This is a genomic window from Pseudomonas fluorescens (assembly GCF_902497855.1).
GTDB lineage: Bacteria > Pseudomonadota > Gammaproteobacteria > Pseudomonadales > Pseudomonadaceae > Aquipseudomonas > Aquipseudomonas fluorescens_BI.
The window spans coordinates 23,814-37,533 of the sequence record NZ_CABVHU010000019.1 but is presented as its reverse complement, the minus strand read 5'-3'; the positions used below and the strand labels follow the sequence as shown (position 1 = coordinate 37,533).

Below are 13,720 nucleotides of genomic sequence, written 5' to 3'. Positions count from 1 at the left end.
ACAGTCAGGTCAATGTCCGCCGCGGCCCTTGCGGGCTTTCAGCGGCGGCATACATTAGCAGGGTTTGCCGGGTTAGCGGCTACTCACATGCTGCTCCAGGAGGATCCGATTGGAGAGAGAGACTAGCTCACCCTCATCGGTCAGCAATGTGGTTTTAACCGTGCCGATCTCTTCGATCTGACCTTCGACCTCGCCAACACGCACTTGTTGCCCAACCTGATACAACTCACGCACATAGATTCCCGCAAGAATCTGACCGGCAATTTCCCGGCTTCCCAAACCCATGGCCAGCGCAACCGCCAGACCAACGGTAATCAAAACAATCACAATCACATGGTTAAGCAGGTCAGTCTTGACCTCCAACTGGCTGATTGCGACCGAAATGCTGATGATAATCACCAGCCCCTGGGCGATTCGCCCCAGGCCAGCGGCGTAATCCAGTCCTACACCCTCTGCCGCTCCACGCACCAGCCCATTGGCCAATTGCGCCAGCAACACACCCACCAGCAGCACCAGCGCGGCGCCGAATACTTTCGGCAAATACAGCGCAAGCATATCAAGCGTAGCTGAAACTCGCTCAAGTCCAAGTGATTCTGCCGCAGAAACCAGAAAAATCAGCAAAACGAACCAGTAGACGATCTTCCCGATCAGGGTCGAGATCGGCACTTGCAGACCGGCCCTGGACAGCAATTTGGTCAGGCCGGTGCCGCCCATCAGACGATCGAGTCCCAGCTTGGCGAGCAACTTGGACAACAAAGTATCCAAAAGTTTCGCAACGACGAAACCCAACAGCAAAACAACCAGTGCACCGAACAGGTTCGGGATGAAATTTGCAACCTTGGTCCATAACGCAGTCATTGCAGTGACGAGGCTCTGAGTCCAGAGATCAAGTTCCATATTCAATCAGCCTTATCTGCAGTGCGAGCGGTAGGTTTACGGTGACGGGAAACCGGCGAGACATGGGCCGATCCGTTATTCAGGGCGATCATCAGCGCGGGCAGCCAGCGGCCCAGCAGGCTGAACAGATCCCCGGCGCCGACCTGCCGGTTGGCGGTTTTCAGTACACGGCCAAGGCATGCATCGTCGTCCCGGGTGGACGGTGATGCCTTGAGCATGTCACGCAAAGACTGTTCGAACGGATCGTGCATACGCACCTCTCGTGATGTCTGTGAAAGACGCGATCAAATTTGCCCGGGTCACATGGCGCACCTTCAGACCCAGCGCAAACGTCGGAATAACCACCACTGCCCCAGTGCCACCGAGAGCATCAGCGCACAGGCGACGAGGAAGCCATAGGGGCTTTCGGAGAACGGTATTCCGCCGACGTTGATCCCCAGGAGACCGGTCAGAAAACTCATCGGCAAAAAGATCCCGGTGATGATCCCGAAGCGGTACATCGTGCGGTTCATGCGCACGCTCAAACGTCTATCTTCGGCCTCGAGGACCAGCCCCACCCGCTCCCGGGTCAATTCCAGCTCCTCGAGATAACGGGTCAGGCTGTTGTTCAGTTCGTTCCAGTAATCGCCATCGTCTTCGACGAACCAGGGCAGTTTTATCCGCGTCAGCTGACCGAAAATATCCCGTTGCGGAGCGAGAAAACGCTTCAGCGCAGCCGCCCTGCGACGGATCTGCAAAATGGCTCCATGCTCGGGAGTGTACCGTTCGTCGGCATCCAGCTTTTCTTCTTCCTCATCGACCACTTCCGAGAGGCAAGCGACCAGATCCTGCACTTTGTGGGTGAGGTACTGAGCCATATAAAGGATGAGTTCGGAGGCGGTTTTCGGCCCTTTGCCTGCGGCGAGTTGCGCCAGCAGCTCGTCGGTGGCGCGCAATGGACGCAAGCGCAGGGAAATGACCCGTTGGGCCGAGGCGAAGATCCGCACCGACACCATGTCTTCCGGTTCGGCCCCGGGGTTGAGGTTGACCCCACGCAGAAACAGCAGCAGTTCGGAGTCCGGCAATGGCAAAAGACGCGGCCGGGTGTTCTCTTCCAGCAGCAGGTTACAGCTGAATTCGCTCAGGCCGCTGGATTTACGCAGCCAGGTCTGGGTTTGCGGATGGCTGCGATCCCAGTGCAGCCACAGGCTTTCATGGGCCTGCAGCTGCAAGTCATCGAGTTCAGTCCGGGCTATCGAACGCGCACCGCCTTTACCGTCCAGCACCAGGGCGTGTACCAGCCCCCACTGCGCGTTTTCTTCCTCGAACATCCTCACTCCTTTGTGGGTACGCCAGCTTATTCAGGCATTTCCAGCGGGCTTGGCGAGATGATCACGCCGTTATTGTCCGCATAAATGTAATGGCCCGGATGGAACGTCACGCCGGCAAAGGTCACGGCCACGTTCAGATCGCCGATACCGCGCTTGTCGGTCTTCATCGGGTGACTGGCCAGGGCCTGAACCCCCAGCTCGGTTTGCGCGATGACATCGACGTCACGGATGCAACCGTAGATCACCAGCCCTTCCCAACCGTTTTTCGCGGCTTTCTCGGCCAGCAGGTCGCCCAGCAGTGCGCGGCGCAGCGAACCGCCGCCGTCGACTACCAATACCTTGCCTTCACCCTTGAGCTCGACCTGCTCCTTGACCAGCGAGTTGTCTTCGAAGCACTTGATGGTCACGATTTCGCCGCCGAAGGAATCATGGCCGCCGAAATTGCTGAACATCGGTTCCAGCACCTGCACCAGCTCCGGATAGGCGTCGCACAGGTCAGGCGTGAGGTAATGTTTCATCGAGAAACTCCTGTAGTGAGAAGGCAAGCACGAACTTCACTGAGGGCACAGCCATCGAAAATGACCAGAACAGCTCAACGCGTCATATCTTAGCCGCAAGCCGATGAGAGCGAAATGCCCTTGTTAGAGCGTCAGGCTCGGATCGCAGTGGCAAAATCCGTTTTTTCGCCGAGCAAGGGTTTGCGCTGGTCCGCTAGCCAACGTGCGACCAATGGCCAGACTTCGGTCTGGGCCGCTTTGCTGACGAGCATTTCCACGTGACCAAAATCATCGCCAAAGCCCTGTTCGCGACCCAGGGTAACGAATTGTTTGTGCTCAGAACCCACTTGATCGAACAGTTTGCGACAGGCCCAGGCCGGATCCTGATGGTCACCCGTGGCACTCACGGCCAGCACCGGCAACTGGACGTCGGCCAGGCCGGCCCACCAATCCTTGTCGGCATCGCCAAAACGGCCGAACAAGCCATACCAGCGCATGCTTTCCAGGGCCAGGCCAATGGGCTCGTCCTCCGGACCGCGCTTGAGCCGTGACCCCGACAGCTGGGCAAAACGCTTGAGAATAAAGCGCCCGCCCCACTCCACCGGCGGAAATTTCAACGGCCAGTAGGTGCGGCTGACCTGTGTGCCGAAGAAGGCCGCCGACGCCACGAGCGCTTCGCCGATGTACTCGCCGCCCAATGCCGCGGCCAGCGTAATGCCGCCAAGGGAGTGACCGATCCAGTGCGGGACCTGGTCACTTTGCTCGCGCACGAAGGCGCCAATGGCTGGCAAATCATATCGCGCGTAGTCGGCAACGCGGTTATTGCGATAGTTCTGGTTGCGCTGGGACAGGCCATGACCGCGCATTTCCGCGATCCACACATCGAAGCCCAGCCGCGCCAGATAAGCGCCCAGCCCCAGGCCCTTGGGGGAAAACCAGAAACGGCGATTGGAAAAGCTGCCGTGCAACAGGATCACCGGCACGCCACGCACGGCCGGCTCATCGGCCATGCCAAGGCGGGTCACAGCCAGTTCGACGGTGCCGTCGGGGCTGTTGCCGGGTTTCAAACGATAGACGTCTTCGCTCAGATCACCGCGTCGTTCGGCGCTGATCAGGGCGACAGGAAATAGGTTGCTGCTGCTTTGCATAATGCTCTTGCACAAAAAAGGGCGGCTTCCAGAGGAGCCCGCCCTACTTGAATCTCTGAAGATGCGATCAATGACCGCAATGTCGATTATGTAGGAGCGAGCTTGCTCGCGATGGGCTTCAGGACGACGCGTTTATCCAGCAGAGGCGCGTTATCGTTAGCGTCCATCGCGAGCAAGCTTGCTCCTACAACAACAACATCATCAAGCCTGAGCTTGACCTTCAGCCAGGAAGAACCAGGTTTCCAGCACGGAATCGGGGTTCAGCGAAACGCTTTCAATGCCCTGCTCCATCAGCCATTTGGCCAGGTCAGGGTGGTCCGAAGGGCCCTGACCGCAAATGCCGATGTACTTGCCAGCCTTGTTACAGGCCTGAATCGCGTTGGCCAGCAGCTTCTTGACCGCCGGATTACGCTCGTCGAACAGGTGCGCGATGATCCCGGAGTCACGGTCCAGGCCCAGGGTCAACTGGGTCAGGTCGTTGGAACCGATGGAGAAACCGTCGAAGAACTCGAGGAATTCTTCCGCCAGGATCGCGTTGGACGGCAGCTCGCACATCATGATGATGCGCAGACCATTCTCGCCGCGGGCCAGGCCATTTTCGGCCAACAGATCAATCACTTGGCTAGCTTCGCCCAATGTACGGACGAAGGGCACCATGATTTCGACGTTGGTCAGGCCCATCTCGTTGCGCACGCGCTTGAGGGCGCGGCATTCGAGCTCGAAGCAGTCACGGAACGCTTCGCTGATGTAACGCGAAGCACCGCGGAAGCCCAGCATCGGGTTTTCTTCTTCCGGCTCGTAGAGCTTGCCGCCGATCAGGTTCGCGTATTCGTTGGACTTGAAGTCCGACAGACGCACGATGACCTTTTTCGGGGTGAACGCAGCGGCCAGGGTGCTGATGCCTTCAACCAGCTTGTCGACATAGAAGCCAACCGGATCGTCGTAACCGGCGATGCGCTTGTCGACGCTGTCCTTGATGTCCTGCGGCAGACCGTCGTAGTTCAACAGCGCTTTCGGGTGAACGCCGATCATGCGGTTGATGATGAATTCCAGACGGGCCAGGCCCACACCGGCGTTCGGCAGCTGAGCGAAATCGAAGGCGCGGTCCGGGTTGCCGACGTTCATCATGATCTTGAACGGCAGATCCGGCATGGCATCCACGGAGTTTTTCTTGATGTCGAAGCCCAGTTCGCCTTCGAAGATGTAGCCGGTGTCGCCTTCAGCGCAGGAAACGGTCACGCCCTGGCCGTCTTGCAACAGCTGGGTGGCGTTGCCGCAACCGACCACGGCCGGGATCCCCAGCTCGCGAGCGATGATCGCCGCGTGGCAGGTACGGCCGCCACGGTTGGTGACGATCGCGCTGGCGCGCTTCATGACCGGTTCCCAGTCCGGGTCGGTCATGTCGGAGACCAGCACGTCGCCTGGCTGGACCTTGTCCATCTCGGACACGTCCTTGATGATGCGGACCTTGCCGGCGCCGATGCGCTGGCCGATGGCGCGACCTTCAACCAGCACGGTGCCGGTTTCTTTCAACAGGTAGCGTTCCATGACATTGGCCGAGGTACGGCTCTTCACGGTTTCAGGACGGGCCTGAACGATGTAGAGCTTGCCGTCGTCGCCGTCTTTGGCCCATTCGATGTCCATCGGGCACTTGTAGTGCTTCTCGATGATCATCGCTTGCTTGGCCAGTTCGCTGACTTCGGCATCGCTCAGGCAGAAACGGGCGCGATCGGCCTTGTCGACGTCGATGGTCTTGACCGATTTACCGGCCGTGGCGACTTCGCCGTAGATCATCTTGATGGCCTTGCTGCCCAGGTTGCGACGCAGGATGGCCGGACGACCGGCCGCCAGCGTGCCTTTGTGGACATAGAACTCATCCGGGTTCACCGCGCCTTGTACAACGGTTTCACCCAGGCCGTAGGCGCCGGTGATGAACACCACGTCACGGAAGCCCGATTCGGTATCGAGAGTGAACATCACGCCGGCGGTGCCGGTTTCGGAGCGGACCATGCGCTGCACGCCGGCCGACAGGGCCACCAGCTTGTGGTCGAAGCCCTGGTGGACGCGGTAGGAAATGGCGCGGTCGTTAAACAGGGAGGCGAACACTTCTTTCGCAGCGCGAATGACGTTTTCGACGCCACGGATGTTCAGGAAGGTTTCCTGCTGACCGGCGAAGGAAGCGTCCGGCAGGTCTTCAGCGGTAGCCGAAGAGCGCACGGCCACGGCCATGTCAGGGTTGCCGGCCGACAGCGTGGCGAACGCGGTGCGGATTTCGGCGTTGAGCTTCTCGGGGAATTCGGCTTCCATGATCCATTGGCGGATCTGCGCACCGGTCTTGGCCAGGGCGTTCACGTCGTCGACGTCCAGGGCGTCGAGCGCCGCATGGATCTGATCGTTCAGGCCGCTCAGCTCCAGAAAATCACGATAAGCCTGAGCTGTCGTGGCAAAGCCACCGGGCACCGATACACCGGCACCGGCCAGGTTACTGATCATCTCGCCCAGGGATGCGTTCTTGCCCCCTACGTGCTCCACATCATGGACGCCGAGCTTATCGAGGGAAACTACGTACTCTACCAAGGTGATCTCTCCACTAACTGTGTTGGATAAGCTCAGAAGCCGGCTGCTCCAGGGAGCGTTTGCCAGCTGTATGGCCTGGACCTGGAAAATAAGTGAGAATGCGGGCCACTGGCGGCCGGCAAATCGCGCCTATCATATCCAAGATTCGTCACAAGTGTCCTGTGTTGCAAATGCGTTCTTTTTTGGCGAGTGACTGGTGTTGCCAGACAAGGCGCCGCGACGAGTCATAGCTGGCTATGGCGAGGAGCGGCAACGCAGTATGGCGACAACAGGCGCCGTCAAAAAGGAACGCATTTGTGATACAGGACACTCACTTAAGGCCCAAGGTGCAAATGAAACGATCTGCCTTCTTTATTTCCGACGGTACCGGCATCACAGCCGAAACCCTCGGCCAAAGCCTTCTGGCGCAGTTCGAAAACATTACCTTCAGCAAATTCACGCGACCGTACATCGACAACGCGGATAAAGCGCGGGCCATGGTACAACAAATCAACAAAGCCGCCGAAAACGACGGCTTCCGGCCGATCATCTTCGACACCATCGTCAATCAGGACATCCGTGAGATCCTCGCAACGTCCAATGGTTTCATGATCGACATTTTCTCGACCTTTCTGGCGCCTCTTGAACAGGAATTGACCGAGCATTCTTCCTACACCGTCGGCAAGTCCCACTCCATCGGCAGCAATTCCAATTACATGGAGCGGATCGAGGCGGTGAACTTCGCCCTGGACAACGACGATGGCGCCCGCACCCACTATTACGACAAGGCCGACCTGATCCTGGTGGGCGTGTCCCGTTGCGGCAAAACCCCGACCTGCCTGTACATGGCCATGCAATTCGGCATCCGCGCGGCCAACTACCCGCTGACCGAAGACGACATGGAGCGCCTGCAATTGCCGACGGCCCTGCGCACCCACCAGCACAAGCTGTTCGGCCTGACCATCGACCCGGACCGCCTCACCGCGATCCGCCACGAGCGCAAGCCCAACAGCCGCTATTCGAGCTACGCCCAGTGCGAGTTCGAAGTGCGCGAGGTGGAGAACCTGTTTCGTCGGGAGAACATCCCGCATATCAATTCCACGCACTTCTCCGTTGAGGAAATTTCCGCGAAGATCCTGGTGGAGAAAGGGGTTGAGCGGCGGTTCAAGTAGCTCTTTTGCGCCTGCCCGGCCACCATCGCCGTAGGAGCCAGGCTTGCCGGCGATGGCGCACTTGAGGACGCCTTCGCCGGCAAGCCTGGCTCCTACGGGGATTGGCGCACTTGAGGACGCCTTCGCCGGCAAGCCTGGCTCCTACGGGGATGGCGCACTCGAGGACGCCTTCGCCGGCAAGCCTGGCTCCTACGGGGATTGGCGTCAGATCATGAATAAATCCACAAACCGGTTCACCGGTGTAGCCTCGAGCGCCGCCTGATCCTTGCACAACGCAAAGATCTCAGCGCTGCGCTGCGACGTAAACCGCGTCGCCAGGTTCGCCTTGAACTTGTCCTCGAGCAGCGGGATGCCGTCGGCACGGCGTCGGCGATGGCCGATCGGGTACTCGACCACCACGTTTTCGGTGCTCGAGCCGTCCTTGAAGAACACCTGCACCGCATTGGCGATGGACCGCTTGTCGGCTTCCAGGTACTCGCGGGTGTAGCGCGGATCTTCGACGATGACCATTTTCTCGCGCAGCACGTCGATAATCGGATGGGCGGCATGGAAGTCGTCTTCGTACTGCTCGGCCACCAGATTGCCGAAGGCCAGCGGCACGGCCGTCATGTACTGGATGCAGTGATCACGGTCGGCGGCATTGGCCAACGGGCCCACCTTGGAAATGATGCGGATGGCCGACTCGTGGGTGGTGATGACGATTTTGTCGATTTCGTGCAGGCGATTCCTGACTTGCGGATGCAGGGTCACCGCCGCTTCGCAGGCCGTTTGCGCATGGAATTCCGCCGGGAAGCTGATTTTAAACAGCACGTTTTCCATGACGTAGCTGCCAAATGACCGGGAGAAACTGAAAGCACGCTTGTCCTCGGGCTTGAGCGCCAGATCGTTGTTGGTGTGGCTGAACAATACGTCGTAAAAGCCCCACTGCTTGGCGGTCAGTACGCCGGGGATGCCCATTTCACCGCGCATCGCAATGTCCGCCAGGCGCACCCCGCGGCTGGATGCGTCACCCGCCGCCCAGGATTTTCGCGAGCCGGCATTCGGCGCGTGACGGTAAGTGCGCAGTGCCTGACCGTCGGCGAAGGCGTGGGACAACGCCGATAGCAACTGCTCGCGATTGGCCCCCATCAGTTTGGCGGTAACGGCCGTCGAGGCGATTTTCACCAGGATGACATGATCGAGGCCTACGCGATTGAAGGAGTTTTCCAGCGCGATCACGCCCTGGATCTCATGGGCCATGATCATGGCATCGAGCACCGCGCGAATGGTCAGTGGCGCCTCGCCATTGGCCAGGCGCTTTTGCGACAGGTGGTCGGCTACAGCGAGAATGCCACCCAGGTTATCGGACGGATGGCCCCATTCGGCAGCGAGCCAGGTGTCGTTGTAGTCGAGCCAGCGGACGATGCAACCGATGTCCCAGGCGGCTTTGATCGGGTCGAGGCGGTAACTGGTGCCCGGCACTCGCGCACCGAAAGGCACGACGGTACCTTCGACGATGGGGCCCAGGTGTTTGGTGCATTCGGGGAAGCGCAGGGCCAGCAGGCCGCAGCCGAGGGTGTCCATCAGGCAGTTGCGGGCAGTGTCGAGGGCTTCGACGGATTCGATGTTGAAGGTCAGGACATAGTCGGCGATGTCCTGCAGGACCCTGTCATAGTCCGGGCGGTTGTTCAGGTCGACGTTGGCGCTCATGTTCGATTCACTCGGTCAGTGGTTCGTTGATGGGACCTCGGTTCAGGTAAATCTCAGCCGGTCGCTACTTTTCTTATTGTGAAATGCAATCCCCCTGTAGGAGCTGGCTTGCCAGCGAAGGCGGCATAACAGCCAACAATGATGCTGGATGTGCCGGCCTCTTCGCTGGCAAGCCAGCTCCTACAGGGGGGCGGTGGCACAGGCAACAATTATGTTGGATGTGCCGGCCTCTTCGCTGGCAAGCCAGCTCCTACAGGGTGGTGCACAGGCAACAGTGATGTTGGATGTACTGGCCTCTTCGCTGGCAAGCCAGCTCCTACAGGGGGGGCGGTGGCACAGGCAACAATTATGTTGGATGTGCCGGCCTCTTCGCTGGCAAGCCAGCTCCTACAGGGGGGTGGTGCACAGGCAACAATGATGTTGGATGTGCCGGCCTCTTCGCTGGCAAGCCAGCTCCTACAGGGGGTGTGGGTTAGAAGGAGTCGCCCGGCACGCGGACGTAGCCTTCCATCAACACCCGCGCGCTGCGGCTCATGATGGCCTTGTTCACGGTCCATTCGCCGTTGACGAGGCTGGCCTCGGCGCCCACGCGCAACGTGCCGGACGGATGGCCGAAGCGCACAGCGTTGCGTTCGATACCGCCCGCGGCGAGGTTCACCAGGGTGCCTGAGATCGCGGCGGCCGTACCGATTGCCACCGCCGCCGTGCCCATCATCGCGTGGTGCAGCTTGCCCATGGACAATGCACGCACCAGCAGGTCGACATCACCCGCCGCGATTGCCTTGCCGCTGGACGCCACGTAGTCCGCCGGCTTGGCGACGAACGCCACCTTCGGTGTGTGTTGACGCTTGGCCGCTTCGTCCAGATCCTTGATCAAGCCCATGCGCAGCGCACCGTAAGCCCGGATGGTCTCGAACATCAGCAGAGCCTTCGGATCACTGTTGATCGCGCCTTGCAGCTCGGTGCCGTTGTAGCCGATGTCTTCGGCATTGACGAAGATGGTCGGGATGCCCGCATTGATCATGGTCGCCTTGAAGGTCCCGACACCGGGCACTTCCAGGTCATCCACCAGGTTGCCGGTGGGGAACATCGAACCACCTCCGCCCTCTTCTTCCGCCGCCGGGTCCATGAATTCGACTTGCACTTCGGCGGCCGGGAAGGTCACGCCGTCGAGCTCGAAATCACCGGTTTCCTGCACTTCACCGTTGGTGATCGGCACATGGGCGATGATGGTCTTGCCGATGTTGGCCTGCCACACGCGAACCACGGCCACACCGTTGTGCGGAATGCGGCTGGAATCCACCAGGCCGTTGCTGATGGCAAACGAACCGACCGCCGCCGACAGGTTGCCGCAGTTGCCGCTCCAGTCGACGAAAGGCTTGTCGATGGAGACCTGGCCGAACAGATAATCGACGTCGTGATCGGCCTTGATGCTTTTCGACAGGATCACGGTTTTGCTGGTGCTGGAGGTCGCGCCGCCCATGCCGTCGATTTGCTTGTCGTACGGGTCGGGACTGCCGATCACCCGCAGCAGCAATGCATCGCGCGCCGGGCCGGGAACCTGTGCCGCTTCGGGCAGGTCTTTGAGGCTGAAGAACACGCCTTTGCTGGTGCCGCCACGCATATAGGTGGCGGGGATCTTGATCTGCGGGGCGAAATGAGTTGCGTGAGCCATGGTGCTCTTTACTCCTGGCTAAAACAGACACGGGACTTGAAGTCCCGTGTGTGCATGTCGCGATTTAAACGGCTACCGCCGATTCTTCGAGGAAGTCCTGGGCGAAGCGTTGCAGCACGCCGCCGGCCTCGTAGATCGACACTTCTTCGGCAGTGTCGAGGCGGCAGGTCACCGGCACTTCGACGCGTTCGCCGTTTTTGCGGTTGATCACCAGCGTCAGCTCGGCGCGCGGAGTGCGTTCGCCGATCACGTCGTAGGTTTCACTGCCGTCGATGGCCAGGGTGTGGCGGTCGGTGCCCGGCTTGAACTCCAGCGGCAACACGCCCATGCCCACCAGGTTGGTGCGGTGGATGCGCTCGAAGCCTTCGGCCGCGATCGCTTCCACACCTGCCAGGCGCACGCCCTTCGCCGCCCAGTCCCGTGACGAACCCTGACCGTAGTCGGCGCCGGCGATGATGATCAGCGGCTGCTTGCGCTCCATGTAGGTTTCGATGGCTTCCCACATGCGCATCACGTTGCCTTCCGGCTCGACGCGGGCCAAAGAACCCTGCTTGACCTTGCCATTTTCCCGGACCATCTCGTTGAACAGTTTCGGGTTGGCGAAGGTGGCGCGCTGTGCGGTCAGGTGGTCGCCGCGGTGGGTCGCGTAGGAGTTGAAGTCTTCTTCCGGCAGGCCCATTTTCGCCAGGTATTCACCGGCGGCGCTGTCGAGCATGATCGCGTTGGAAGGCGACAGGTGATCGGTGGTGATGTTGTCCGGCAGCACCGCCAGCGGGCGCATGCCCTTGAGCGGACGCGCGCCGGCCAGTGCGCCTTCCCAGTACGGCGGACGGCGGATGTAGGTGCTCATTTCGCGCCAGTCGTACAGCGGGGTCACTTTCGGCCCGGTGTCTTCATGGATGGCGAACATCGGAATGTAGACCTGACGGAACTGCTCCGGCTTGACCGAGGCCTTGACCACCGCATCGATTTCCTCGTCGCTTGGCCAGATGTCTTTCAGGCGGATTTCCTTGCCCTCGGCGTCCAGGCCCAGCACATCTTTTTCGATGTCGAAACGGATAGTGCCAGCGATGGCGTAAGCGACCACCAATGGCGGCGAAGCGAGGAACGCATTCTTGGCGTACGGGTGAATCCGCCCGTCGAAGTTGCGGTTACCGGACAACACCGCCGTGGCGTACAGGTCGCGGTCGATGATCTCTTGCTGGATCACCGGATCCAGCGCGCCGGACATGCCGTTGCAGGTGGTGCAAGCGAAGGCCACCACGCCGAAACCCAGCTGTTCCAGTTCGTCGGTCAGGCCCGCTTCATCCAGGTACAATGCTACGGTTTTCGAACCCGGTGCCAGGGACGACTTGACCCACGGCTTGCGGGTCAGGCCGAGTTTGTTGGCATTGCGCGCCAGCAGGCCGGCAGCGATGACGTTGCGCGGGTTGCTGGTGTTGGTGCAGCTGGTGATGGCGGCGATGATCACCGCGCCGTCCGGCATCTGGCCGGGCACATCGTCCCACTGGCCGCTGATGCCTTGGGCGGCGAGGTCCGAGGTCGCGACGCGGGCGTGCGGGTTGCTCGGGCCGGCCATGTTGCGCACCACCGAGGACAGGTTGAAGGTCAACCCGCGCTCGTATTGCGCGCCCTTCAGGCTGTCGGCCCACAGGCCTGTCACCTTGGCGTAGTTCTCGACCAACTGCACCTGCTCGTCTTCACGACCGGTGAGCTTGAGGTAGTCGATGGTTTGCTGGTCGATGTAGAACATCGCCGCGGTTGCACCGTATTCCGGGGCCATGTTGGAAATGGTCGCGCGGTCGCCGAGGGTCAGCGCGGAAGCGCCTTCGCCGAAGAATTCCAGCCACGCGCCGACGACTTTTTGCTGGCGCAGGAACTCGGTCAGCGCCAGCACCATGTCGGTGGCGGTGATGCCCGGTTGCAACTTGCCGGTCAGTTCGACGCCGACGCTTTCCGGCAGACGCATCCACGACGCACGGCCGAGCATCACGCTCTCGGCTTCCAGGCCACCGACGCCGATGGCAATCACGCCCAGCGCATCGACATGCGGGGTATGGCTGTCGGTGCCGACGCAAGTATCAGGGAATGCCACGCCATCACGCACCTGGATCACCGGAGACATTTTCTCCAGGTTGATCTGGTGCATGATGCCGTTGCCTGGCGGAATCACATCCACGTTCTTGAAGGCTTTTTTGGTCCAGTTGATGAAGTGGAAGCGGTCTTCGTTGCGACGGTCTTCGATGGCGCGGTTCTTTTCGAACGCTTCGGGATCGAAGCCGCCGCGCTCCACGGCCAGGGAGTGGTCGACGATCAGTTGCGTCGGCACCACCGGGTTCACTTGCGCCGGGTCGCCGCCTTGCAGGGCGATGGCGTCACGCAGGCCGGCAAGGTCCACCAGGGCGGTCTGGCCGAGAATGTCGTGGCACACCACACGGGCCGGGAACCATGGGAAATCGAGGTCGCGTTTGCGCTCGATGAATTGTTTCAGGGATTCGGTGAGCGTGGCCGGGTCACAGCGGCGCACCAGGTTTTCCGCCAGCACGCGGGAGGTGTACGGCAGAGTGTCGTAGGCGCCGGGCTGGATGGCCTCGACAGCCGCACGGACGTCGAAGTAATCCAGATGGCTGCCGGGCAGCGGTTTGCGGAATTCAGTGTTCATCGTCAGGGACTCGGTCACGGTGATTACAAAAGGTGGGGCCTGGCACAGATTTCGAAGTCAACACGGTCCTGTAGGAGCGAAGCTTGCTCGCGAATGCGGTCTGTCGGTCGGTCG

Annotated in this window: 10 protein-coding genes; 1 reads left to right on the top strand and 9 read right to left on the bottom strand. The window is 60.5% G+C overall.

What is annotated here, in order from left to right; translation table 11 throughout:
• Positions 1-72: 72 nt before the first annotated feature.
• From F8N96_RS28885 to ppsA, 6 genes are all read right to left on the bottom strand, one after another.
• Positions 73-897: a mechanosensitive ion channel family protein gene (locus tag F8N96_RS28885; protein ID WP_008027407.1), complete on the bottom strand. Its 825-nt coding sequence runs from the start codon at positions 895-897 to the stop codon at positions 73-75.
• A gap of 2 nt (positions 898-899) precedes the next feature.
• Positions 900-1,148, bottom strand: coding sequence for a hypothetical protein (locus tag F8N96_RS28880; protein WP_064678886.1), 249 nt, complete (start codon positions 1,146-1,148; stop codon positions 900-902).
• 63 nt (positions 1,149-1,211) lie between these two features.
• Positions 1,212-2,207, bottom strand: a complete 996-nt coding sequence (locus tag F8N96_RS28875) for a zinc transporter ZntB (RefSeq protein WP_150800687.1) — start codon at positions 2,205-2,207, stop codon at positions 1,212-1,214.
• Positions 2,208-2,233: 26 nt separating this feature from the next.
• Positions 2,234-2,725: a ribonuclease E activity regulator RraA gene (rraA, locus tag F8N96_RS28870; RefSeq protein WP_150800686.1), complete on the bottom strand. Its 492-nt coding sequence runs from the start codon at positions 2,723-2,725 to the stop codon at positions 2,234-2,236.
• 131 nt (positions 2,726-2,856) lie between these two features.
• Positions 2,857-3,852 (bottom strand): alpha/beta fold hydrolase, encoded by a 996-nt coding sequence (locus tag F8N96_RS28865; RefSeq protein ID WP_150800685.1) that lies wholly within the window; start codon positions 3,850-3,852, stop codon positions 2,857-2,859.
• Positions 3,853-4,053: 201 nt separating this feature from the next.
• Positions 4,054-6,429, bottom strand: coding sequence for a phosphoenolpyruvate synthase (ppsA, locus tag F8N96_RS28860; protein ID WP_150800684.1), 2,376 nt, complete (start codon positions 6,427-6,429; stop codon positions 4,054-4,056).
• 332 nt (positions 6,430-6,761) lie between these two features.
• On the opposite strand from ppsA, the gene F8N96_RS28855 reads away from it, so the two are divergent.
• Positions 6,762-7,580, top strand: coding sequence for a pyruvate, water dikinase regulatory protein (locus F8N96_RS28855; RefSeq protein WP_064678891.1), 819 nt, complete (start codon positions 6,762-6,764; stop codon positions 7,578-7,580).
• A 204-nt stretch (positions 7,581-7,784) separates the two neighbouring features.
• On the opposite strand, the gene prpD is transcribed toward F8N96_RS28855, so the two are convergent.
• From prpD to acnD, 3 genes are all read right to left on the bottom strand, one after another.
• Complete coding sequence (gene prpD / locus F8N96_RS28850; RefSeq protein ID WP_150800683.1) at positions 7,785-9,269, bottom strand: 2-methylcitrate dehydratase; 1,485 nt, start codon at positions 9,267-9,269, stop codon at positions 7,785-7,787.
• A 472-nt stretch (positions 9,270-9,741) separates the two neighbouring features.
• Positions 9,742-10,944 (bottom strand): 2-methylaconitate cis-trans isomerase PrpF, encoded by a 1,203-nt coding sequence (prpF, locus tag F8N96_RS28845; RefSeq protein WP_150800682.1) that lies wholly within the window; start codon positions 10,942-10,944, stop codon positions 9,742-9,744.
• 64 nt (positions 10,945-11,008) lie between these two features.
• Positions 11,009-13,606, bottom strand: coding sequence for a Fe/S-dependent 2-methylisocitrate dehydratase AcnD (acnD, locus tag F8N96_RS28840; RefSeq protein ID WP_150800681.1), 2,598 nt, complete (start codon positions 13,604-13,606; stop codon positions 11,009-11,011).
• Positions 13,607-13,720 lie beyond the last annotated feature (114 nt).